The sequence below is a fragment of the Streptomyces sp. NPDC006463 genome (assembly GCF_042870715.1).
In the GTDB taxonomy this organism is placed as follows: Bacteria; Actinomycetota; Actinomycetes; order Streptomycetales; family Streptomycetaceae; genus Streptomyces.
On record NZ_JBIAHP010000026.1, the window covers coordinates 79154 to 101023 of the forward strand.

The 21870-nt window shown below is 71.3% G+C and carries 21 protein-coding genes; 5 read left to right on the forward strand and 16 right to left on the reverse strand.

Features of this window, described 5'->3' with window-relative positions:
* Positions 1 to 57: 57 nt before the first annotated feature.
* The 3 genes from ACFYOB_RS34465 to ACFYOB_RS34475 all read left to right on the forward strand — a co-directional run bounded on the left by ACFYOB_RS34465 (position 58) and on the right by ACFYOB_RS34475 (position 1451).
* On the forward strand, positions 58 to 576 hold the full coding sequence (locus tag ACFYOB_RS34465; RefSeq protein WP_388567014.1) for a hypothetical protein: 519 nt from the start codon (positions 58 to 60) through the stop codon (positions 574 to 576).
* Between the two features lie 72 nt (positions 577 to 648).
* Positions 649 to 972: a putative quinol monooxygenase gene (locus ACFYOB_RS34470; RefSeq protein ID WP_388567017.1), complete on the forward strand. Its 324-nt coding sequence runs from the start codon at positions 649 to 651 to the stop codon at positions 970 to 972.
* 2 nt (positions 973 to 974) lie between these two features.
* Positions 975 to 1451 (forward strand): group II truncated hemoglobin, encoded by a 477-nt coding sequence (locus tag ACFYOB_RS34475; RefSeq protein WP_388567020.1) that lies wholly within the window; start codon positions 975 to 977, stop codon positions 1449 to 1451.
* A 112-nt stretch (positions 1452 to 1563) separates the two neighbouring features.
* Here the strand turns inward: ACFYOB_RS34475 and ACFYOB_RS34480 are convergent, their stop codons facing one another.
* The 5 genes from ACFYOB_RS34480 to rpe form a co-directional block, all read right to left on the reverse strand.
* Positions 1564 to 1944 (reverse strand): barstar family protein, encoded by a 381-nt coding sequence (locus ACFYOB_RS34480; protein ID WP_388567022.1) that lies wholly within the window; start codon positions 1942 to 1944, stop codon positions 1564 to 1566.
* Positions 1941 to 2369 (reverse strand): ribonuclease domain-containing protein, encoded by a 429-nt coding sequence (locus ACFYOB_RS34485; protein ID WP_388567024.1) that lies wholly within the window; start codon positions 2367 to 2369, stop codon positions 1941 to 1943. Before ACFYOB_RS34485 ends, ACFYOB_RS34480 begins: the two co-directional genes overlap by 4 nt.
* A 49-nt stretch (positions 2370 to 2418) precedes the next feature.
* Entirely contained in the window at positions 2419 to 2640 is a 222-nt protein-coding gene (locus tag ACFYOB_RS34490; RefSeq protein ID WP_189740325.1) for a CarD family transcriptional regulator, read from the reverse strand.
* An 81-nt stretch (positions 2641 to 2721) separates the two neighbouring features.
* The gene (locus ACFYOB_RS34495; protein WP_388567098.1) at positions 2722 to 3738 is read right to left on the reverse strand and encodes a sugar-binding transcriptional regulator; all 1017 of its coding nucleotides are present in this window, start codon (positions 3736 to 3738) and stop codon (positions 2722 to 2724) included.
* Between the two features lie 138 nt (positions 3739 to 3876).
* Complete coding sequence (gene rpe / locus ACFYOB_RS34500; RefSeq protein WP_388567028.1) at positions 3877 to 4563, reverse strand: ribulose-phosphate 3-epimerase; 687 nt, start codon at positions 4561 to 4563, stop codon at positions 3877 to 3879.
* Positions 4564 to 4697: 134 nt separating this feature from the next.
* On the opposite strand from rpe, the gene ACFYOB_RS34505 reads away from it, so the two are divergent.
* Complete coding sequence (locus ACFYOB_RS34505; RefSeq protein ID WP_388567031.1) at positions 4698 to 6005, forward strand: MFS transporter; 1308 nt, start codon at positions 4698 to 4700, stop codon at positions 6003 to 6005.
* Positions 6006 to 6060: 55 nt separating this feature from the next.
* Here the strand turns inward: ACFYOB_RS34505 and ACFYOB_RS34510 are convergent, their stop codons facing one another.
* The 8 genes from ACFYOB_RS34510 to fmt form a co-directional block, all read right to left on the reverse strand.
* A complete protein-coding gene (locus tag ACFYOB_RS34510) occupies positions 6061 to 7488 on the reverse strand; it encodes a DUF6177 family protein (protein ID WP_388567034.1) in 1428 nt (475 codons plus the stop codon).
* 75 nt (positions 7489 to 7563) lie between these two features.
* Positions 7564 to 8499: a hypothetical protein gene (locus tag ACFYOB_RS34515; protein ID WP_388567037.1), complete on the reverse strand. Its 936-nt coding sequence runs from the start codon at positions 8497 to 8499 to the stop codon at positions 7564 to 7566.
* Positions 8500 to 8533: 34 nt separating this feature from the next.
* Positions 8534 to 9325 carry a hypothetical protein gene (locus ACFYOB_RS34520; RefSeq protein WP_388567040.1) on the reverse strand — a complete coding sequence of 264 codons (792 nt, stop codon included), beginning with the start codon at positions 9323 to 9325 and terminating at the stop codon, positions 8534 to 8536.
* A 129-nt stretch (positions 9326 to 9454) separates the two neighbouring features.
* The gene (locus ACFYOB_RS34525) at positions 9455 to 10102 is read right to left on the reverse strand and encodes a pentapeptide repeat-containing protein (protein WP_388567043.1); all 648 of its coding nucleotides are present in this window, start codon (positions 10100 to 10102) and stop codon (positions 9455 to 9457) included.
* Positions 10083 to 12515: a hypothetical protein gene (locus tag ACFYOB_RS34530; protein WP_388567045.1), complete on the reverse strand. Its 2433-nt coding sequence runs from the start codon at positions 12513 to 12515 to the stop codon at positions 10083 to 10085. Before ACFYOB_RS34530 ends, ACFYOB_RS34525 begins: the two co-directional genes overlap by 20 nt.
* A complete protein-coding gene (locus tag ACFYOB_RS34535; RefSeq protein ID WP_388567048.1) occupies positions 12512 to 12895 on the reverse strand; it encodes a DUF6507 family protein in 384 nt (127 codons plus the stop codon). Before ACFYOB_RS34535 ends, ACFYOB_RS34530 begins: the two co-directional genes overlap by 4 nt.
* Positions 12896 to 13341: 446 nt before the next feature.
* Positions 13342 to 14820 (reverse strand): RsmB/NOP family class I SAM-dependent RNA methyltransferase, encoded by a 1479-nt coding sequence (locus tag ACFYOB_RS34540; protein ID WP_388567051.1) that lies wholly within the window; start codon positions 14818 to 14820, stop codon positions 13342 to 13344.
* 101 nt (positions 14821 to 14921) lie between these two features.
* Positions 14922 to 15866, reverse strand: coding sequence for a methionyl-tRNA formyltransferase (fmt, locus tag ACFYOB_RS34545; protein ID WP_388567054.1), 945 nt, complete (start codon positions 15864 to 15866; stop codon positions 14922 to 14924).
* Between the two features lie 251 nt (positions 15867 to 16117).
* On the opposite strand from fmt, the gene ACFYOB_RS34550 reads away from it, so the two are divergent.
* Positions 16118 to 16639, forward strand: a complete 522-nt coding sequence (locus tag ACFYOB_RS34550) for a hypothetical protein (RefSeq protein WP_388567056.1) — start codon at positions 16118 to 16120, stop codon at positions 16637 to 16639.
* Positions 16640 to 16801: 162 nt separating this feature from the next.
* Here ACFYOB_RS34550 and ACFYOB_RS34555 read toward each other — a convergent pair whose 3' ends face one another.
* The 3 genes from ACFYOB_RS34555 to coaBC all read right to left on the reverse strand — a co-directional run bounded on the left by ACFYOB_RS34555 (position 16802) and on the right by coaBC (position 21761).
* The gene (locus ACFYOB_RS34555) at positions 16802 to 18901 is read right to left on the reverse strand and encodes a primosomal protein N' (protein WP_388567058.1); all 2100 of its coding nucleotides are present in this window, start codon (positions 18899 to 18901) and stop codon (positions 16802 to 16804) included.
* 241 nt (positions 18902 to 19142) lie between these two features.
* Positions 19143 to 20351 carry a methionine adenosyltransferase gene (metK, locus tag ACFYOB_RS34560; RefSeq protein WP_328924704.1) on the reverse strand — a complete coding sequence of 403 codons (1209 nt, stop codon included), beginning with the start codon at positions 20349 to 20351 and terminating at the stop codon, positions 19143 to 19145.
* 195 nt (positions 20352 to 20546) lie between these two features.
* The gene (gene coaBC, locus ACFYOB_RS34565) at positions 20547 to 21761 is read right to left on the reverse strand and encodes a bifunctional phosphopantothenoylcysteine decarboxylase/phosphopantothenate--cysteine ligase CoaBC (protein WP_388567062.1); all 1215 of its coding nucleotides are present in this window, start codon (positions 21759 to 21761) and stop codon (positions 20547 to 20549) included.
* Positions 21762 to 21870 lie beyond the last annotated feature (109 nt).

The following is a 21870-nucleotide window of genomic DNA, read 5'->3' on the forward strand; positions in this document are numbered from 1 at the left end:
GCGAACAGGCGCCGGAACGCTTGCGATCAAGACCCCAGCGGACGCAACGTTGATTACATGATTACAGCCGAACAGAGCGAACAGCTCCGCGTGTGGTTCGCCGAGCGTCTGCCGGTGGACGTCTACGAGTCCCTCGTATCGGTCACGGCCGACCGCGAGGAGATCACGGTCGTCGGCACCGTGCCGGCGACCGAGTCCGTCAAGGAGTTCCGCGAACGAACCCGCGAACAGCGCATCGAGGTCGCCCGTGAGGCCGAGGAGCTCTACCGCCGCAAGGTGGCCTGGGGCGTGCGGGTGGGCGAGGAGACCACGCTCTTCACCCACCTCGCCGTCCCGGTCATGACCCGCCTGCGCCAGTCCGAGCGCCAGGTCCTCGACACCCTGGTCGCCGGCGGCGTGGCCCGCAGCCGGGCCGACGCCCTCGCCTGGTGCGTCCGCCTGGTGGGCCGCAACACCGACACCTGGCTGACGGAACTGCGCGAGTCCCTCGACAAGGTCCAGCAGGTCCGTTCGCAGGGCCCGGACGTGGCCGAGTCCCCGGAACCGACGGACTCCAGGAAGTCCGGGTCCGAATGACGGAATCCCCCCACGGGCACGCATGATCCCGTAAGGCTGGCCACGACCACCATCCAGGGAGAGGCACGCACCATGACGACCACCGTCGAATACATCCGCTACCGGATCGCATTGGACGACCAGCAGGCCTTCGAGGACGCGTACACCCGGGCGGCCGAGGCCCTGGCCGCGTCGCCCGAGTGCATCGACTACGAGCTGGCACGCTGCGAGGAGGAGAAGGAGCGCTACATCCTCCGCATCCGCTGGACCTCGGTCGACGCGCATCTCAACGGCTTCCGCAAGGGCGAGCACTTCCCGGCCTTCTTCGGCGCGATCCGGCCGTACGTGACGGCGATCGAGGAGATGCAGCACTACACGGTGACCGACATCGCGGGCACCGGAAAGGCCGCAGGGTAACCATGAGCACGACACCCACCATCTACGAGTGGATGGGCGGCGCGGAGGCGATGAACCGTCTCACCGACGCCTTCTACGCCCACGCCCTGCGGGACGAGGTCCTGGCCCCGGTCTTCGCCGGCATGGACTCGGAGCACCCGCAGCACGTCGCGGTCTGGCTGTCGGAGGTCTTCGGCGGCCCGTCGGACTACTCCGCCCACCACGGCGGCCACCAGCACATGGCCACCAAGCACCTGGGCCGCGCGATCACCGAGAAGCAGCGCCGCCGCTGGGTGGACCTGCTCATGGACACGGCCGACGAGGTCGGCCTCCCGACGGACCCGGAGTTCCGCGCGGTGTTCGTCTACTACATCGAGTGGGGCACCCGGATGGCCCTGATCTACTCGGGCCCCAACCCGCCCCCGGTCGACGCGGCCAAGATCCCGGTCTGGTCCTGGGGCCAGACCCCTCCGTGGGTCCCGAAGACCGCGACGGACTGACCCGCTCCGCCCCGGCCGGCCCGGCCTCGCCGGCGTTTCGAGGCCGGGGTCTGGGGCGGAGCCCAGGTCCTCCAGCCCCGCCCAGGTCCCTTCAGCCCCCGCCCAGGTCCCTTCAGCCCCGCCCGGCGCCCGGCTCGGCCAGCAGCACCGTGAGCGGCGGCGCGCCGTCCTGCCCGCGCCAGAAATCCACGGCCTCCTCCAGGATCTCCAGCAGGGTCTCCCAGTCGTCCGGCCGCTCGGCGGCGTACCCCCGCCACGAGGTCACGGCGACGAGCCGCCCCGCGGTGTCCGGCAGCCAGGACAGATCCCGCAGCGCGTCCGCCAGCGCGTCCCAGTTCCCCCCGAACCACTCCGGCAGCCGCAGGGCGTCCCCGCACCGCCGCATCAGCCCGGCCTTGCCGCGTACGCCGTCCAGGTCCAGCCGCACGGTCGTCCAGCCGGCGGCTTCGGCGGCGGCGAGGGCGGGGGCGAGCGGCTGCGGGTCGAGGGTCATCGGAGGACCGCCTTGAAGGTCTCGTAGTGGTCGTCCGTGTAGAAGAACTCCCCACCCTCACCCGTCACGATCCGCCGGGCCCCGCGGTCCTGCTCCCCCGGTGTCCTCACGGTGAACTCGTGGTAGTAGCCGCGTTTCTGCCGGGGCAGGGCCTTCTCGAAGTTCCCGAAGACGGTCCCGTCCTGGCGGTAGGGATACGGTCCGCCCTTGTCGATGAGCGCGAGCACGTCCCGGGCCTGCCGGGGCAGCTCGGCGGCCCGTACGGTCGCCAGCCCGTTCGCCCACGCCGGCGCGCCGGTGCTGGCGCCGGCGGCGGCAGGCGCGGGACTCTGCCCGCCACAGCCCACCGCACCGACCAGCGCGGCGCACAGGAAGACGGCCCCCAGTACACGCAGCAACGATCGGGGCACGTTCCGAAAGATCATGCGCCGATCGTGCCAAATATCCGATTAGCCCGCGAATCGCCCGGTGGCGTCAGAGCGCGGCCATCTTGGTGTAGGGACTCAGGATTCGTTTCTGGACCGACCCGAAGTCGACTAGAACAGCGATCCCCTCCTCGATTCCGACGACACGGCCGAGGCCGTGCTCGTCGTGAGTAACCCGGTCGCCGACGCTGAACTGCCGGATGGGCTGTTCCACGGGGGCCTTGAACGGGCTGGACGGCAAATGGCGGCGAGGTACTGCTGACTTTGTCATTGAAACCAGTATGCGCCCAGCGGGCCGCCTCGCGGGCCGCCGTTCGGATCTCAATTCCGGCACCATCCGCCCCAGCGGTGGCTACAGGTCGTCGGGGTCGGCCCGCTCCAGCGCCGGCCGCAGCCCCGGGGACGACTCGGTGAGCAGGTAGTCGGCTACCGCCGTATCGGTGACCAGGCTGGTCACCAGACCCGACCGCAGCACCGCGCCGATCGCGGAGGCCTTGCGCAGCCCGCCCGCGATGGCCACGACCTCGGGGATCCGCCGAAGCCGGTCCGCCTCCACGGTGATGCAGCGCTCGCCGAGGTCCCGGCCGACCCGCCGCCCCTCGGAATCGAAGAGGTGCGCGGACATCTCGGCCGCCACACCCAGCGAGGCGTAGTGCTCCCGCTCCTCGTCCGTCAGCATGTCGTGGACGGTGGAGATGCCCGGCTCCCAGGAGCCGATGGAGACGGCCGCGACCGTCACCTTGTCGAAGTACTCGAAAGCGCGCGCGATCCCCGTCTGGTTGCGCAGCGCGGCCGCGGTCGCCGGGTCGGGCAGCAGCATCGGCGCGTAGATCGGGTGCGCGTCCCCGCCCGACACCTGCGCGGCCCGCCGCACCGCCTCCACGGACCCGCGCTCGGCGGTCCCGGCGTCGTACACACCGGTCAGCTGCACCACGGTGCAGGGCGGCAGCCGGTGCAGGGAGGCGGCCATGTGAATGGTGGACCGCCCCCACGCCAGGCCCAGTACGTCGCCCTCGTTGACCAGCTCGCCCAGCAGATCGGCGGCGACCGCGCCCAGGTTCTCCGGATCCGGCGCGTCCTCGGTGGCGTCGGCGGGCGACTCCACCACGACGGCGTGCCTGAGCCCGTACCGGGCCCTGAGCGCGTCCGACCGCTCCGCGTCCAGTTCCGCCGGTACCCGGATCTCGATCCGTACGAGGTCGCGTTCGAGGGCGGTCTCCAGGACCCGTGCCACCTTGAAGCGGCTCACGCCGAACTCCTCGGCGATCTGGATCTTGGACTTGCCCTCCAGGTAGAAGCGGCGAGCCATGGCCGCCGCCTGCACCAGCTCCGCGGGTCCCATCCGCAGGGCTGACCGTCCCGCCGACATTGCAGACACCGCGTTCTCCTCACTGCTGTTCACACTGTCGTGTTCACACTCTCGACTCGCCGTTCATCCTGTCAGATCCGACGGCCGTTGATCAGCCTGTACAGCCCCCGTTCACCGAGCTGTTCATCAACCCTTGGTTCAGTGGTCGCAAGCCCACGGCGCGACGGCGATCGCCGCGCCCGCCTGCTCACGCAGCGTGCTCACGGCTGCCGCCGGATCGACGGCGCCGTATACCGCGCTGCCTGCGACGAAGACGTCGGCACCGGCCTCGGCGCAGCGTTCGATGGTCGAGGCCGAGACCCCGCCGTCCACCTGGAGCCACAGCTCCAGACCGTGCTTGGCGATCAGCTCCCGGGTACGGCGGATCTTGGGCAGCATGATGTCGAGAAAGGGCTGGCCGCCGAAGCCCGGCTCGACCGTCATGATCAGCAGCATGTCGAGCTCGGGGAGGATGTCCTCGTACTGCTCGATCGGCGTCGCGGGCTTGAGCGCCATGGACGCCCGCGCCCCCTTGGCCCGGATCTCCCGCGCCAGGCGCACCGGCGCCGCCGCGGCCTCGGCGTGGAAGGTGACCGAACCCGCGCCGGCCTCCACGTACTGCGGGGCCCAGCGGTCCGGGTTCTCGATCATCAGGTGGAGGTCCAACGGGATGTCGGTGGCCCGGCTCAGGGACTCCACGATCGGCATACCGAGGGTGAGGTTGGGGACGAAGTGGTTGTCCATGACGTCGACATGCAGCCAGTCGGCTCCCTCGACGGCCTTCGCCTCGTCGGCGAGCCGTGCGAAGTCTGCGGACAGGATGCTGGGATAAATCTGAGCGGCCATGACCCAAGCCTGCCATGCCTCCGCACGGTTCCGGCCACGACCCCGCAAGTCACACCCGGCGTAGCGCCTCTTAAGTGATCATGGAGAACATTTCACTTGTTCTGCGAGATCGCCTGCGGGCACCGTTTGTGTTCATGACATCGATGCCGACACCGGCTCCCGGAGATGCCACCGGCGCGCTCCCCTCTCCCTCTGCCCCGCCCTCCTCGTCGTCCTCTCCCTCCTCCCTCTCTCCCTCCCTCTCGCCCTGGCGCAACCAGGACTTCCGCACCCTCTTCGGCGCCGCCACCCTCAACCAGCTCGGCACCAACACCGGCTACGTGGCCGTCCCCCTGCTCGCCCTCACCGCCCTCGACGCCACCGCCGCCCAGGTCGGCACCCTCGCCGCGCTGTCCACGCTCGCCTTCCTCCTGATCGGACTGCCGGCCGGCGCCTGGGTCGACCGGCTGCGCACCCGCGGGGTCCTGATCGCGGCGGACCTCGCCCGCGCGGTCCTCTTCGCCTCGCTGCCGCTCGCGTGGTGGCTCGACGTGCTGACCCTGGCGCAGCTCTACGCGGTCGTCCTGCTGGGCGGCTGCGCCACCGTCTTCTCGGACGTCGGCTCGCAGAGCGTGCTGCCCCAACTGGTCGGCCGCGGCGGCCTGGTCCGGGCGAACGCGGCCATGGTGACCCTCATGGCCGCCGCCAACATCGCCGGCCGCGGCGTGGGCGGCGCGCTGATCGCCGCCCTGACGGCCCCCTTCGCGCTGGCATGCGCCTCGGCCGCGTACCTCGCCTCGGCGCTCCGCCTCACCCGGGTCCGGCCGACCCCGGCCCCGCCCGCGACCGCCCGTATCCCGCTGCGGTCCCAGATCGGGGAGGGCCTGCGGCACGTACTGGGCCACCCCGAGCTGCGCGCGCTGGCGCTGGCCGCCACCCTGAACAACCTGGGCAGCGCGGTCCTGGGCACCATGCTCCCCGTGCTCTTCGTTCGCGAACTGGGCCTGTCCCCGGCCGCGCTGGGCCTGTTCTGGGCGGCGGGCGGCGTGGGCCTGCTCCTGGGAGCCCGCCTGGCCCGTCCCTTCGCCGCGCGCGTGGGATACGGCCGCGCCCTGCTGCTGAGCCTGACCCCGGCGGCCCTGCTGGTACCGCTGCTCGACCACGGCCCGTGGCTCTGGCTCGCGGGCGCCGGGTGGCTGCTGGCCATGATGAAGATCGGCTCGGACAACGTCCTCGGGGTCAGCCTCCGTCAGCACCTGACCCCGGACCCGCTCCTGGGCCGTATGAACGCCACTTTCCGCTTCACCCTGACGGGCGCCCTGGCCCTCGGCTCCGCCGCCTCGGGCCTCCTGGCGGAACTGACGACGCTCCGCACGACCCTGTGGACGGGGGCCGCGATCCTGGCCCTGTCCTTCACCCCGGTCGCGCTGTCCCCGATCCGGCGGAGGAGGACGGGGGTGTGACGGGCGGAATACGGAGCGTTGCACGCCGCGGCCGTCGGCTTCGAGCTCAAGGACGTCAGCCGGGCGGCGCCCCGCGCAGGTGACGCACGAGCCGTTCGAGGGCGGTCCAGCTCTCGGCGGTCTCGCCGTCGCCGAGCGGGTAGTAGAAGCCCGGCCGGGCGCTCGGGCCCAGCCGCACCGGTCGCTCCTTCAGCGGCGTCCGGCTCGCGGTGTCGCGCCCCGCCTCCCGGACCTCCTCGGGGCCCAGCACGAAGGCGTACGGCAGCGGCGGGCTTTCGAAGTGGGGTGGGGCGCTCAGGTCCCGGCGCGCCTCGCGCAGCTGGCACAGCATCGTCTTCAGCCCGTACCGGGTCACCAGCTCCTCGGCCAGCCCCGGCAGTGCCCCCAGCGGAAGCTCCTCGTCGGGGCCGTAGCCGACGGTGAGCGTGACGTCCTCTTCCACACCGTCAGGGGTGCGGATCACGCGCAGGGTTGCGACGGCAGGCCGGTCCGGGGCGCCGACGACGACCGTCCAGGTGGACCGGGGGGCGCGCTCGTACGCCAGGTCGGTCAGCTGCCGCCGCGACCAGGTGAGACCGGCCGGCTCCGACGTCCCCCAGCCGGCCGGCGGGCCGCCGGTCAGCGCCTGCCAGGCGGCTTCCAGCGCGCCGCCGAGCACGAGGTCCTCTGTCGGGCGGTGCAGGGCACGGAAGGAGACGACGAGCTGACGCTCGCCGGTGGGTCCGACCTCCGTGAAGGCGTCCGCCACCGGGGTCTCGCCGCTCTCGTCCCGGGCCGGGGAGAAGGCGTCGTCCTGCCAGGTCAGTACCGCGCCGGTCAGCCCGTCGTAGTATCCGCACCGCTCGTCCTGCACCACCCAGCGCGAGGGCATGGACTCCAGCAGCATGCGGGTGGGGAGGGAGAGGCGGCAGTGCGGCGGGGTGACTATCTGCAGGGACCGGTCGCTCTCCACGGTGGCCCGCAGTACCTCGGAGAGCCAGCTCGCCATGGGGACGACGGGGCGGTCCTGGAGGACGACGGCGGCCTTGTCGGTGAGCATGTCCACGGCCGGCTGGGCGGCGGCGGGCACCGGTACGGCGGTGACGCCCGAGACGTCGACCGGGCGGGCCGCGCCGACGGTGCCGGGGGCGTCCGGCGGCCAGACCCGGCCGCCCAGAAGCATGGTCATCCGGGCCGCGAAGGCACCCGCGAGCTCCTCGGCCCGGGGGACGCCGACGGCGGCGCGGGCCTCGATCCACCACGCCGGGCCGTCGCCGGACGGCTCGGCGCCGGGCCCCAGCAGCCGGGCCGCCTCGCCCGGCACCTGGAGCAGCAGCGGCACCTCGATCGACACGAGCGGCCGGCCCTCGGCGTCGCACAGCTGGACCACGGCGCCCTCGCCGGTGGTGTCGACCCGCAGGTCCGGGCCGCCCGCGAGCAGGCCCGCCAGGATGCTCAGCGGGTCCGGCATGCGCTCGGTGAGCGCGATCACGTCCTTGGTCATGCAGTGTTCCTCTTGGTCATGTCTGGTCCGCGGTCGTCTCGGTGTCGCCGTCCGCGGCAGCGGGCGCCGCCTGGATCAGCCGGTCGCTTCGGTCGTCGTTGTCCCGAGCAGCGTCTTGGCGCGGACGAGGAGGTCGTCGTCCGCCAGTTCCACGGAGCCTGCTTCGGCGTCGGTCACGATGCGCCGCAGGATCTTGCACCATTCACTGACGAACTCCATTGCCCCCACCGTCACATCGCCCCGCTCGGTGAGCGACGACTCGTGGTTCCCGAGCGTGCTGTGCCAACGCGCCCGGATCCTCAGGTCGCCGCCCTCGGGGGTCAGCTTCCATTCGGCGGAGAAGGTGTCCGATCCCCAGAAGACCTCGGCTCCGGAGAACCCCGGGCGCCGGACCTCTTCGAGCAGCGGCACCAGATCGTCGAGCAGCACTGCGATGTCGTAGCGGTACGTCAGCCGAATCGGCACCCGGTTCCACACGAGGACGGCGTCCTCGGATTCGGAGGAGTACATCTCACCGACGGCGTCCGCCAGATCAGCGGCTTCGGCGACCGGACGCGGCCCGATGGCGCAGCGGCCCTCCCGGATCTCGAATTCCGTGCCGCGGAGGTCACGGATCCCGGCCAAGGGATCGCGTCCGTACTCGTCGGCGTACTCGCGTCGGCGCGAGTCGGCCTTTTCGGGATTCGCTAGGCAGCAGTAGTCCCAGAAATCGACCAGCACCCGGAACGCGTCGTCGAGGGTGAATTCACCCTGAACGTGCTCGACGAAATAGTTCTCCACCCTGACGCCCTGCGGGCCGATGGTGACGGTGTGCGCGTTTCCGTCCAGATCCTCCGGCGCGAAACCCGGGTTGGCCTGGGCCGCGGTCACCAGGTCGATCGCCTCCAGGATGGCCAGCGGCACGAGCTGGATGTCGGCCGTCACCCACTGTCCCAGGAACTTCAGCTCGGCAGGCCCGGAGAAGGACGGCACCCCGAACGGGCCCTGCACGTAGTACTGAGTGCGGATCACTGCCTTGTTCTCCATCTTGCCTACTGCGGCTTGTCTACTGCGGCATGAGCGGGTGGTCGGCGCGGCCCAACGCCTCGCGGACCTCCGCGCACACCCGCTCGTTGCCGACGGTCAGCAGGTATTCGCCGAACTGCCGGCCCTCCGGGCCCCGCGCACGGAACACGATCGAGACGGCATGGTTCAGCGTGCGGGAGGAGGAGTTGACGTCGAGGATGCCCATGGCCAGCTCCACGGCCAGCTCCCCGTCGACCGTGGACACCCCGGTCGCCAGATCGACCAGCTGCGTGGGCAGGTCGAACGAGCACTTCTCACCTGCCGCCAGGGATCGCACACCCCGGCCGATGACGTCCTTGACGTCGTCCAGCAGCGCCTGAAGTGTGGCCCTGTCGAACAACTCGCCCAGCTTGTCCTCGAAATACTCGCCGTCGGCGAGCCGCACCAGAGCACGGGCGGCGTCCAGACGAAGCGTCTCGGTTCCCTTCTCCCGCGCCAGGTCCCGCTCGGCAACAGCTGCCGCGAGCTGCGCGAACGTACTGTCCACCGAGAACTTCCGGTCGATCGAGTAGTCGTACCAGGGAGTCCTCCTGGGATCCGCGGCGGCACGGATCACTGTCTCGTATCCCGCCGCCTCGCCCCAGGTGGTCAGCGCCACGCACGCCAGGAACCGCTCGATCTCGGGCGCCCCGGGATCGTTCATCAAGGCGACGAGGCCGGGAACGCGGGTCCGGTGACGGGGACTTTCGAACGCGTCGTAGATCACGTCGTCGATGTCGTCCGTCGGCCGGCCGTCGAAATCCGTTCCGAGCAATTCCCGATAGCCGTGCATGGACTGGCTCCTGCTTCCGCTGAGTTCATTTCCCGCCGAGCCGCTCGTCCTCAAAACGAGAACGAGCGGCTCGGCGAGACCGGGCACCCGCCGTGAAAGTGACGGATTCCGGAAGGGGGCGCGCCCGCCCTACTTCGGGGGGCTGCCGGGAGCGATCACTTCGACCTGCCCGCCTCGCTCACCGAACCACGCCTCCAGCTCCGCGCCGGCCAACTCTCGGGACGATTCGCCACTGAAGACGGTGACCGGCCCGAAAACTGTGCCTGTCAAGCCACGCACCACCGTGGCGTCGTCGACCGTGACCCTGAAGCTGTTGTGGGACAAGACCGCGTCGGTCAGGTCCGCTCCCCTCAAATCGACGCGGAAGAGCGAGGCCCCCATGATCCTTGTCCCTCTGAAGCTCGCTCCCGACGCGTCGACCCCATGCAGCGAGGCCTTGACCATGTCGGCGCCGTCGAGCCGCGCCGACCGGAGCACGGCCTCGTCAAGATTCGCCCTGACGAGGTCGGCGCCGGTCAGATCCGCACCCGTGAGATCCGCCGACTGAAGGTCGGCGCGGTAGAAACTCACTCCTGCCAGCCGCACACCCGCCAGGACCGCCTGGGTAAACCACGAGCTCGTGAAGTCCGCGCCCGACAGATCCGCACCTCGGAAGTCGTGCTCGATACCGAAGAGGCTGTAGCCGTCCTCGGCCAGCCACTCCTGCAACCGGTGCGTCGCCTCAGGGTCGGTCGGAAGCGCCTTAGGCTCCCATTTCTTACGGGTACCAGATGACATTTTCTCCCCAACCGTGGCTTTCAACAATGCCCTTGATGCTGTCGATCGCGGCTTGATCCGCGTTCCGCAAGTCGACAATGACTACGCGATGCAAATCGTCGATCTGCTCGGTGAACGTTTCCACCCAGGTCTGGGCATGCCTTGCCGGGTTGTATGCGCCCGGGAACGGCCGGGCGAGCAGTTCGGGATTACGCACATTGTTGAATGGAGGCCAGTATGAATGGATACCCTTGATGTCATAGTACTTACCGGTGGTCTCGGAATAGAACTCGCCCTTGTCTGCTACCTCTGGGCGGCGGATGTCCGCCGGGAGACGCCCCTGCTCCCGCAGGTCGAGGCCGACCCGGGCCTCGTCCATCGAATCTTTTGTGATCTTACCCCTGTGATCCGGGTCGTGCCTGAGGTGGTCGAATTCTCCCGGAGCCCGCTTCTCCACCTCTTCCAGGTGGCCCCAGTGCCCGGCCCGCTCTTCCGCCGTCAACGCCGGAAGCGGCTCGTTCGCACGCTCGCCCGGCGTCGTGCCCGTCTCGCCCGGAGTGTCCGACGTTCCGGTTCCCCCGTGCTCCTGCGTCCCCCCGCCGGACGTGTGCTTCTCCCCCTGTCCGTCGGCACCGTTACCGGATCTGTGATCGGCGGAACCGGACGCGGGGTTGTCGCCGCCCGCGTCATTGCCGTGGGACCCGTCGCCGGCATGAGCGTCGTCCGAGTGGCCGCCGCCACCCGGGGTGTCGCCGTGACCGCCGCCACCGGAAGGCGTGTGCGAACCGCCGCCCCCGCTTGGCGTGTGGGACCCGCCGCCACCCGACGGCCCGCGTGAACCCGCGCCGCCGCCCGCGCCGTTGCCGCCCGAGTGGTCCGCGGAATGACCGCCCGTGGACGGCGTACCGGGCGTACCGCCGCCCCCGCCGGCCGGGTGGGATCCGCCGCCCTGGTGTGCCGAGCCGGTCGGGTGGCTGGGGCCGCCCGCGCCCTCGAGCACCTTCTCCCTGACGGGAACGGTCTCGTGCTCCTTGACGTTGGGCAGGTCGTCCTTGTGCGGCTCCCTGACGGGTTCGGTGTCGGCGACGACGTTGCCGTGTTCGTCCCTGATGTGGCCGTCATTGCCGATGACGCGCTTGTTGCCCGCACCGTCGACGTACTCGTGGCCGGGGGGCGTCTTCTCGCCGGAGCCGGCGGGAGTCGAGGGCGAGTCCCCCGTGTGCCCGGGAGCCGGGGTCGCGTCGGTCGGGTGCGGCGACGTCCCCGTGGGCATGTTCTTGGCCATGTCGTCCACGCCCACCCGGCTGGCTTTGAAGCCCTCCATGAGGTCGCCGACCTTGATCTTGGTAATGCCCGCGGCCTTGCCGAGGTAGCTCATCGGGTCGACGAGCGCGCCCGCCTTGCCCAGCGCGGTCAGGGCCTCCGCACCCGCGCCCAGCTTTCCGGCCTGGCCGGCCTTGCCGAGCTTGAGGAACGTGCCCGAGCCGAGGGTCACGACGTTGAACAGCACCGCCCCGAACGCACGCGAGGGGTCCTTGTCCCACTCGTCCCACGCGACCAGCGACTTGCCGAAGTTGCGCAGGGCCGCCTTCTGGCGTTCACGGTCACTGTGGTCGACCGGGCCGAACATCTTGTCCATCGCCCAGTCGTACGGCGTGATGAGGTACCCGCTGATGCCTCCGAAGACATCGCCGATGCCCGACCACGTCTTCTTGAAGTTGTCCCAGTCGAAGACGTTGACCATGCTGCCCAGGCCCTTGAGCGTGCCCACGACACCGTCGACGAAGAAACCCTTCAGCGCGCCGCCGACATTGTCCTTCGTCCACTCCCAGGCAGCCCGGAGCCCCGTGTACTCACGCTCGTCGGCGGTTCCCCAAGGCGTCTCCTTCGCGCCCTTGAGGTCGCTGTCCTTGAAGCCGTACATACCGGCCTTGTGCGAACCGTCATCGACGACGAAGTGCGTACCGCCCACCAGCGCGGTGATCTTGTTGGCCGCATCACGCTCGACGCCCTGGAACGCCACCCACGTCGTACCGACCTCACGGACGAGACGCGCGTTCTCGTCGACCTTGCCCTGGTCCTGCTGCCAGTCGTCATCGTCCTTGTTGTCCGCGACGAACTTCACCGCATCATCGTGGAGTTGCTTCATCTTGGTCACCAGCGGACGGGCAGTCGACGCGAAGGTCGTCAGCGCGCCACTGGCGGACTCCAGCTTCTTCGCGAACTCATCCGCCTTGTCCCGCACCGGAATCGTCGAGTTGAGCAACTCCTCCTGCTCAGGAGCGTCATAGACCGGGTCCAAAGCCTGAAAGGCGCTGTGAACGTCCCTGCCCGTACCCCGAATGCTGGAGGCAGTTTTCTTCAGCGAAGCCGCATGCGTCTCCAGGGTCTCCAGGTTGCCCGTGAAGGTCGGTATCTTCCCCGGATCAATCACTTCTTGGGGCCCTTCATCTCTTCCGGAGTCGGAGCCTTGGAGTACTCCTCCTGCTTGTTCTTCGCCATCTGCAGGTCGCCCTTGACGTACTCCTCAGTGGCCAGGCGCGCCCCGGTGATGGACTTCCCCGTCCGAACGGGAAGGAACTTCAAGTCGTTCTCGGTTCGCTGCTGGAACTCCTGCAACGCCTGGGCCACGGGACCGAACGCACCCCCCTTGGGGATCTCGGTCCCGCCCAGAACCATCGTGCCCGCCCACGTCGCGGCACCCACCAGGCCCGTGCCGTAGGACTCGAACTCTTCCTCGAACTTGCTGCCGGCCTCGGCGGTCTTGCTCAGGACTTCACGAACGCCATTCGGCTTGATGTCCCACGTGGACACGGTGCCCCCCGTTCTGTAAAACGCTTCTTTCCAGTGCCCGGCATCAGCCGATGGCATCGACGGCGGCCTTGGCCCTGGCCGGCGTCCGATGCGCCGCGCCGTCGTTCGTATCCATCGTCGAGCGCGGCAGCGCGATGCACCGAAGTTCGCCGCCACCATCCCGCACTGGTGTGCCATGTCTATCAACTAGGCATTGCTGTCTGCAAAGTGAGTTCGGGTCACATCCGCATAGCTGTTACCGAGCAGTGACACTTCCCGCGGAATCGGCCGTCACTGTCACGCGCTTGTGACAAAGCGCGGATCGGGCTCGCCGTTTCGGTCGGGCCGGCGAGCGCCCTGGATACGGATCGAGGGCTCACAGCAGCAGCTGTAAGCCCTCGATCCGAAGGTCACAAGGGGAAACCGGCCCCGTCACCCGTTCTGAAATGCCGCAGGGGCGGCGGCCCCTACGCCGTGCGTCGCAGCAGCGCCAGGTACATCGCGTCCGTACCGTGCAGGTGCGGCCACAGCTGTACGTCCGGGCCGTCGCCCAGGCCCGGTACGCCCGCCATGTACGGCCGGGCGTCGATCAGTTCGGCGGACACCGGGGCCTGGCCCGCGCCCCGGCCCTTCAGGACGTCGTCCACGACCACCCGCGTCTCCGCCAGGTGCGGCGAGCACGTCGCGTAGCCCACGACACCGCCCACCCGAACCGCCGACAGCGCCTCCCGCAGCAGCGCCCGCTGGAGCGGCGCGAAGCCCTCCAGATCCTCCGGGCGGCGGCGCCAGCGGGCCTCCGGGCGGCGGCGTAGGGCGCCCAGGCCCGTGCACGGCACGTCCATCAGCACACGGTCGAAGGAGCCCGGCCGCCACGGCGGCCGGGTGCCGTCCGCCGCGATGACCTGGTACGGCCCGGGGTTGCCGGACAGGGCCTTCTCCACCAGGCGGGCCCGGTGCGGCTGCTTCTCGGAGGCCAGCAGGAACGCCCCGCGCTGCGCCGCCAGTGCCGCGAGCAGTGCCGCCTTGCCGCCCGGGCCGGCGCAGCCGTCGAGCCAGCGCTCGTCGCGGCCCTCGACCGGCGCGGCCGCCAGGGCCATCGCCACCAGCTGGCTGCCCTCGTCCTGGACGCCCGCGCTGCCGTCGCGCACGGCCTCCAGCGCGCCCGGCTCGCCGCCCTCGGCCATCCGCACGGCGTACGGGGACCAGCGGCCCGGCAGCGCGGACTCCTCGCCCACCGCTTCGAGCAGCTCTTCCGGGGTGGACCGCCCCGGCCGGGCCACCAGGGTGACCTCCGGCCGCTCGTTGTCCGCCTCCAGCAGGTCCTCGATCCCGGCGCGCCCGCCGCCCAGCGAGTCCCACAAGGCGCTGACGATCCACCGCGGGTGCGAGTGGTACACCGCGAGGTGTTCCTCGGCGTCGTCCTCGTACGGCGGCGCCACCCGCTCCAGCCAGCTGTCCAGGTCGTGCGCGGCGATCTTGCGCAGTACGGCGTTCACGAACTTCGCGCGCCCGTCCCCGAGCACCACCCGGGCCAGCTCCACGCTCGCCGAGACGGCCGCGTGCGTGGGGATACGGGTTCCCAGAAGCTGGTGCGCGCCGAGCGAGAGCACGTCCAGCACCGGGGGGTCCACCTCCCGCAGCGGGCGGTCGATGCACGCCTTGATCACGGCGTCGTACGTGCCCTGCCGGCGCAGCGTCCCGTAGACCAGCTCGGTGGCCAGTGCCGCGTCGCGCGCCTGGAAGCTCTCGTCCTGGCGGGCCTTGCGCAGCAGCGGCGGCAGCACGAGGTTGGCGTACGCGTCGCGCTCGTCCACCGCCCGCAGCACCTCGAAGGCCAGCAGCCGGACGGGGTCCTTCTGGGGCCGGCGGTACGGCTTGGCCTGCTTGCCGGACGGCTTGCCGCCGCCCGCAGGACGCCGACTGGGCTGACGAGGCTGTTCGCTCACGTGAAAGGTGCTCCGGAGATACGAGTGCTACGAGTGCTACGGGTGTGCTGGCAGGACAGAGAGGGGCAGCGAGGTCCGCCGGTGTGACGGAACGGCTGGGTTCAGCCTACGTCGGCGCCGCCGAGCTGCTCGCCGGGCGCGATCCGCACGCCCCGCGCCCAGTCGGCGCCCCGCATCGGCTTCTTGCCCTGCGGCTGCACCCACAGCAGCTCCACGGCGTGCGAGCCGGTGCCGACGTAGACGTTGTTCTTGGCCGGGGCCAGCACGCCGGGCTCCAGGTCCGTACGGTCGGGCACCAGGCCGACCGAGATCAGCTTGAGCCGCTCCCCGCGGAAGACGGTCCACGCACCCGGTGCCGGGGTGCAGCCGCGCACGACGCGATCGGCGCGCATCGCCGGGGCCGCCCAGTCGATCCGGGCGTCCTCCACGGTGATCTTGGGTGCGAGCGAGATCCCGTCGGCGGGCTGCGGGACGGCGCGCAGGGTGCCGTCCTCGATGCCGTCCATCGTTGCGGCCAGCAGTCCGGAGCCGGCGAACGCGAGCCGGGTGAGCAGGTCGCCGCTGGTGTCGGTCGGCCGGATCTCCTCGGTCAGGATGCCGTAGACGGGGCCGGAGTCGAGGCCTTCCTCGATCAGGAAGGTGGAGGCGCCGGTGACCTGGTCCCCCGCCATGATCGAGTGCTGTACGGGCGCGGCGCCGCGCCAGGCGGGCAGCAGGGAGAAGTGCAGGTTGACCCACCCGTGCTTGGGGATGTCCAGGGCGCTCTTGGGGAGCAGCGCCCCGTATGCGACGACCGGGCAGCAGTCCGGACCGATCTCGCGCAGCCGGGCCTGGAAGTCGGGGTCGCGCGGCCGGGCCGGCTTGAGGACCTCGATCCCGGCCTCCTCGGCGCGCTGGGCGACGGGGCTGGCGACGAGCCGGCGGCCGCGGCCGGCGGGTGCGTCGGGCCGGGTGACGACGGCCGCGACCTCGTGCCGCCCGGAGGCGATGAGTGCGTCCAGGGCGGGCACGGCGACCTCGGGGGTGCCTGCGAAGACGAGCTTCACTGGGGTCCTACCTCGCTATCTCGGCTGTCAGCAGCGCACCAGTCTATGGGGCGTACGGCCTGGGCATGTCCTGTGGCCGTCAGGGGGCGTACGCACACACACGCGCCCTTCGCATATGCCGACACGCCCCCTGAGCGTGACCTGGGCGCCGGGTGGAGCGTTGGTCAAAAGAGATTGACCAAAACGGGCCGCTTCGCGAACGGTTTCTGCGGCCCGATCCGCCCTTCAGCACCGGTTCGAGAGGCTTCTTCATGGCCGACCACGCCACCCACGACGCCCAAGCCCGGGCCAGCCTGCACCTTCTGGTGCGGGACATCGAGCGGGTTCGCCGGCAGGTGGATGCCCTGCGTACGCTCACCGCCCAGCTCGGCAATGTGTACCGCCCGCGCCGCTCCGGCCCGTCCACGGGCTTCGTCGTGTACGGCCGGGCGCCCGCGCCCACCGTCCGCCTCGCCCAGGAGCTGCGGGACAGCGTCGAGACGCTGGTCACCGCCGCCGTGGACTTCGACCGTTCGCTCGGTTTCTCGTGGGACGCGGTCGGCTCGGCGCTGGGTGTCACCAAGCAGGCCGTGCACCGGCGCTACGGCGCCCGGCGCGCGCAGGCCGCGGAATCCGCGGAGCCGCCGGCCGAGGGAACGGCCACCCGGCCCCTGGGGCCGCTCCCCACGATCCCGGCGGCCCGCTCGGTCCCGCCGCAGCCGCAGCGCGAGGACTCCCAGCCCGCCGCGAGCACCCCCCGCTCCCCGGCCTTCCCCGGCCCCCGCAACGGCTGACCGCGGCCCGCCGCCGGGACGCCGACCCCCGACGGCCCCAGCCGAACCCCCCGACCCCGGCGGGGCGCCCCCACGGGCCGCCCCGCCGGGGTCGTTCGGCGTCCCGGTCCCATCCCGGCGGCGTGCGGCCGGTGCCCCGCCCGCGCGGCGGCAGCCGGTCCGTCAGCCGATGTCCAGCGGGTCGATGCGGACCCGGACCGACTCCGACGCGGGGACGCCCCGCGCCATACGGGCCGCCTGCGCCGACTTCAGGGCGGCCGCCAGGGCCGCGCCGCTGCCCGGCGGGACCCGGACCAGCGCCCGCTCGCCCGGAGAGGGCTCACCGCGCCGCCCCGGGAGCGGCACCGGGCCGAGGATCTCCGCGTCGGGCGGCAGCCCGGCGCCGGCCAGGAAGGTCTCCACCGCCTCGCCCCGGCCCGCCACCGCCGCCATCCGCGACACCGGCGGGAAACCGAGCTGGGCCCGTTCCGCGAGCTCGCGGACGGCATGGCCCACCGGGTCCCAACGGACCAGTGCCTGCACCGGCCGCAGCGTCGGCTCGGCGACCACGACGACCTGGCCGTCCCCCCGGACCAGCGACGCGGCCGCGATCCACCGCCGCAGCGCGTCCTCGCCCGCCCGCAGGTCGGGCCGGGTCAGCATCGCCCAGCCGTCCAGCAGCAGCGCCGCCGCGTACCCCTCCCCCGCCGCGACCGGTTCCGCCCCCGGGGTGCACACGATCAGCGCCGGCCGGTCCGGCACCTCGTCCAGGACGTGGTCGCGCCCGGACGTCCGTACGGGCACGGCCGGAAAGGCCCGCCCCAGCTCCTCGGCGGTCCGCCGCGCGCCGACCACCTGGGCCCGCAGCCGGAACGACCCGCACTCCTCGCAGTGCCAGGACGGTTCGGCCCGCCCGCACCACCCGCACTGCAGGTCCCGCTCGTCGGGGGCCTCCAGCGGGCCGGCACAGACCGTGCAGCGGGCCGGCGTACGGCACCGCTCGCACGCCAGCCGGGGCACGTAGCCCCGCCGTGGCACCTGGACGAGTACGGGCCCGGTCTTGAGTCCTTCCCGTACGGTCTCCCACGCCAGGCTCGGCAGCCGCGCCGCCCGGGCCGCCTCGTCGCGGGCCAGCAGTTCGTCGCCCACGGTGCGGATCCTGGGGGCGCAGGCCCGCACCGTCTCGCGGTCGGCGACCAGCGGCCGCGCCCAGCCCGACTCGACCAGCTGGGCGGCCTCCACGGTGCAGCTCGTGCTCCCGGCCAGGAAGGCGCAGCCGTCGCTGACGGCGCGCAGTTCCAGCACCTCCCGGACGTGCGGGAAGGGCGCGCGGTCGTCGCTGTGGCTGGAGTCTCCGTCGTCCCAGACGGCGACCAGCCCGAGGTCCCGGACGGGCGCGAACATCGCCGCCCGGGTGCCGACGACGGCCCGCACCGAGCCCCGGCTCACGGCGAGCCACTGCCGGTATCGCTTCTCGGGCCCGGACTCGGCGGTCAGCAGCGCGTGCCGCCCCTCGCCGAGCAGGGCGGTGAGCGCCGCGTCCACGCGGGCGGCGGTCCGCCCGTCGGGCACCACGGCGAGGGCCCCTCGGCCGGAGGCGAGGGTGGCGGCCATGGCGCGGGCGAGTTCGTCGGCCCAGCCGGGGCCGGGCAGGGCGGTCCAGACGGCGCGCGGGGCTGCGCCGGTGGCGAGGGCGCGCAGGAAGGCGGGGCCGGAGCCGTACCGCTGCCAGCCCCCGGGGTCGGGCGCGGCGGGCGGGGGCAGCGGCTCGGGCGAGGGCTTGGCCTCGGCGCGGGCGTTGCGAGGGGGCAGGGCGAGCTGGAGTACGTCGGCCAGGCTGCCGGCGTACCGGTCGGCGACGGCCTGGGCGAGCGCCAGCATGCGCGGGCCGAGCACCACCTCGGGCGAGACCACGTGGGCGAGCGCGGCCAGCGCCCCGTTGTAGTCGGACTCGGCGCGGCGCTCGACGATGAAGCCGTCGATGAGGCCGCCGCCCTCGCGGCGGCCGCCGTGCACCTGGTGGGAGCCGGCGCCGAAGCGGACCCGGACGCGGACGCCCGGCTGCGCGGCCTCGGAGAGTTCGGCGGGGACGGCGTAGTCCCAGAGCTGGTCGAGGTGGAGCACGCCCTTGTTCACGAGGATGCGGGCCACGGGCAGCTCCTCGGCGAGGGCGGCCCCGCGCCAGGTGCGGGGCTTCGCCTTGGGCGCCTTGGCCTTCGCCTCGGCGACCATCTCCCGGATCAGCGCCAGCTGCTCCGGCGGGGAATCGTTCGCGCTGCTCACACCAGCATTCTTACCAAACGCGACCGACAACGGCCTGGGCGGCGGCCTCCCGAGATCTCCACCGGCGGCGGGGGGTTTTCTTTCAACACGGGGACCACACGCCCGCTCCGGAAGTAACCGCTGCCTTCGCACCGGGAGGCCCGCGTCGGCATATCCGCGATCATGGCGCGGCTCATCCGCATTCCGCCGGGCATGCGAACGGCCCCGGACCAGGTGGTCCGGGGCCGTTCGGCGAGTGGTCCTACAGACCGGCGGCCGCGCGCAGCGCGTCCACGCGGTCGGTGCGCTCCCAGGTGAAGTCCGGCAGCTCGCGGCCGAAGTGGCCGTAGGCGGCGGTCTGGGCGTAGATCGGGCGCAGCAGGTCCAGGTCGCGGATGATCGCGGCCGGGCGCAGGTCGAAGACCTCGCCGATCGCGTCCTCGATCTTCTGGACCTCCACCTTGGCGGTGCCGAAGGTCTCGACGAAGAGACCGACGGGCTCGGCCTTGCCGATCGCGTACGCGACCTGGACCTCGCAGCGCGAGGCGAGCCCGGCGGCGACGACGTTCTTCGCGACCCAGCGCATCGCGTACGCGGCGGAGCGGTCGACCTTGGACGGGTCCTTGCCCGAGAAGGCGCCGCCGCCGTGGCGGGCCATGCCGCCGTACGTGTCGATGATGATCTTTCGGCCGGTCAGGCCGGCGTCGCCCATCGGGCCGCCGATCTCGAAGCGGCCGGTCGGGTTGACCAGCAGCCGGTAGCCCTCGGTGTCGAGCTTGATGCCGTCCTCGATGAGCTGGTTCAGGACGTGCTCGACGACGAACTCGCGGATGTCGGGAGCGAGCAGCGAGTCCAGGTCGATGTCCGAGGCGTGCTGCGAGGACACGACGACCGTGTCCAGGCGCACGGCCTTGTCGCCGTCGTACTCGATGGTGACCTGGGTCTTGCCGTCGGGGCGCAGGTACGGGATGGTCCCGTTCTTGCGGACCTCGGAGAGCCGCTTGGAGAGCCGGTGCGCGAGGTGGATCGGCAGCGGCATGAGCTCGGGCGTCTCGTCGCAGGCGTAGCCGAACATCAGGCCCTGGTCGCCCGCGCCCTGCTTGTCGAGCTCGTCCTCGTCGCCCTCGACCCGCTTCTCGTACGCCGTGTCGACACCCTGCGCGATGTCCGGGGACTGCGCGCCGATGGACACCGACACGCCACAGGAGGCGCCGTCGAAGCCCTTCTTGGAGGAGTCGTAGCCGATCTCGAGGATCTTGTCGCGGACGAGCTGCGCGATCGGCGCGTACGCCTTCGTCGTCACCTCTCCCGCGATGTGCACGAGACCCGTGGTGATGAGGGTCTCCACGGCCACGCGCGAGGTCGGGTCCTCGGTGAGGAGCGCGTCGAGGATCGTGTCGCTGATCTGGTCAGCGATCTTGTCGGGGTGGCCCTCGGTCACAGACTCCGAGGTGAACAGACGACGGGACACAACGCTCCCTGGGGTTGCAGCGGCTGCTGGCTGATCATTTGGCGGAACCATACCGGGGGCTGCGCCCGATCACGTTCCGAATGCAGTTTATCTGTCACCACCGATTAACGGACCACCCGTCTCGCCTTATGGGAGCCGTGTGACCTGCGGCACTTCATTCTGGCGCACGGATGTGGCCAGACAAAGAGATCCACCTCAGGCGCGTCGCGCCGTAAGACGGGCCGCCACCTGGTCCCACACCAAATCCGCGAGACTTTCCTTCGGACCATAGGGGACTTGGACTTCCGACCCGTCCGAGGCCAGAATCACAGCCTCGTTCTCCTCCGAACCGAAGGTCTTGGCCTCACCGACCTCATTGACGACGAGAAGATCACATCCCTTGCGCCGGAGCTTGGCGCGCCCGTTGGCGAGGACGTCGTCGGTCTCGGCGGCGAACCCCACGACGACCTGGCCGTCCCGTGCCCGATCGGCCGAAACCTCGGCGAGGACGTCCGGATTGCGCACCAGGGCGACCGGCGCCGGCTCCTGCCCGTCCTTCTTCTTGATCTTCCCGCTCGCGTACTCGGCGGGCCGGAAATCGGCCACGGCCGCCGCCATCACCACGGCGTCGGCGTCCGCCGCCGCCTTCAGGACCGCCTCCCGCAGCTGTACGGCCGTCCCCACGCGCACGACGTCCGCCCCGGCCGGGTCAGCCAGCGCGGTGTTGGCCGCCACCAGGGTGACCCGGGCGCCGCGCGCGACGGCGGTACGGGCGAGCGCGTACCCCTGCTTGCCGGAGGAACGGTTGCCGAGGAAGCGCACCGGGTCCAGCGGTTCACGCGTGCCGCCCGCGCTGATCACCACGTGCCGGCCGGCGAGGTCGGGCTCGGCCACCCCGCGCGCCAGGACCCTGCGGCACACCTCGTAGATCTCCTCCGGGTCGGGCAGCCGGCCCTTGCCGGTGTCCTTGCCGGTGAGCCGGCCCACGGCGGGTTCGATGACGACCGCTCCGCGCCGCCGCAGCGTGGCCACGTTCTCCTGGGTGGCGGGGTGCTCCCACATCTCCGTGTGCATGGCGGGGGCGAAGACCACCGGACAGCGTGCGGTGAGCAGGGTGTTCGTGAGCAGGTCGTCGGCCAGGCCGTGGGCGGCCTTGGCCAGCATGTCGGCGGTGGCCGGGGCGACCACCACGAGGTCGGCGGACTGCCCGATCCGTACGTGCGGCACTTCGTGGACGGTCTCCCACACCTCGGTGGAGGCGGGATTCCCGGACAGGGCGGCCCAGGTGGCCTCGCCGACGAAGTTCAAGGAGGCCGCCGTGGGCACCACCCGCACCTCGTGCCCGGACTCGGTCAGCAGGCGCAGCAGTTCGCACGCCTTGTAGGCGGCGATCCCGCCGCTGACTCCCAGCACGACCTTCGGCTTACCCACCGGACACTCCCCTTCAGGATCCATCTCACTGTGACACCTATGGGGCCTATGACACACCACAGGCCCGGCAGATGCTCTGCCGGGCCTGTGGTGAAAGGAATTCTCGGTG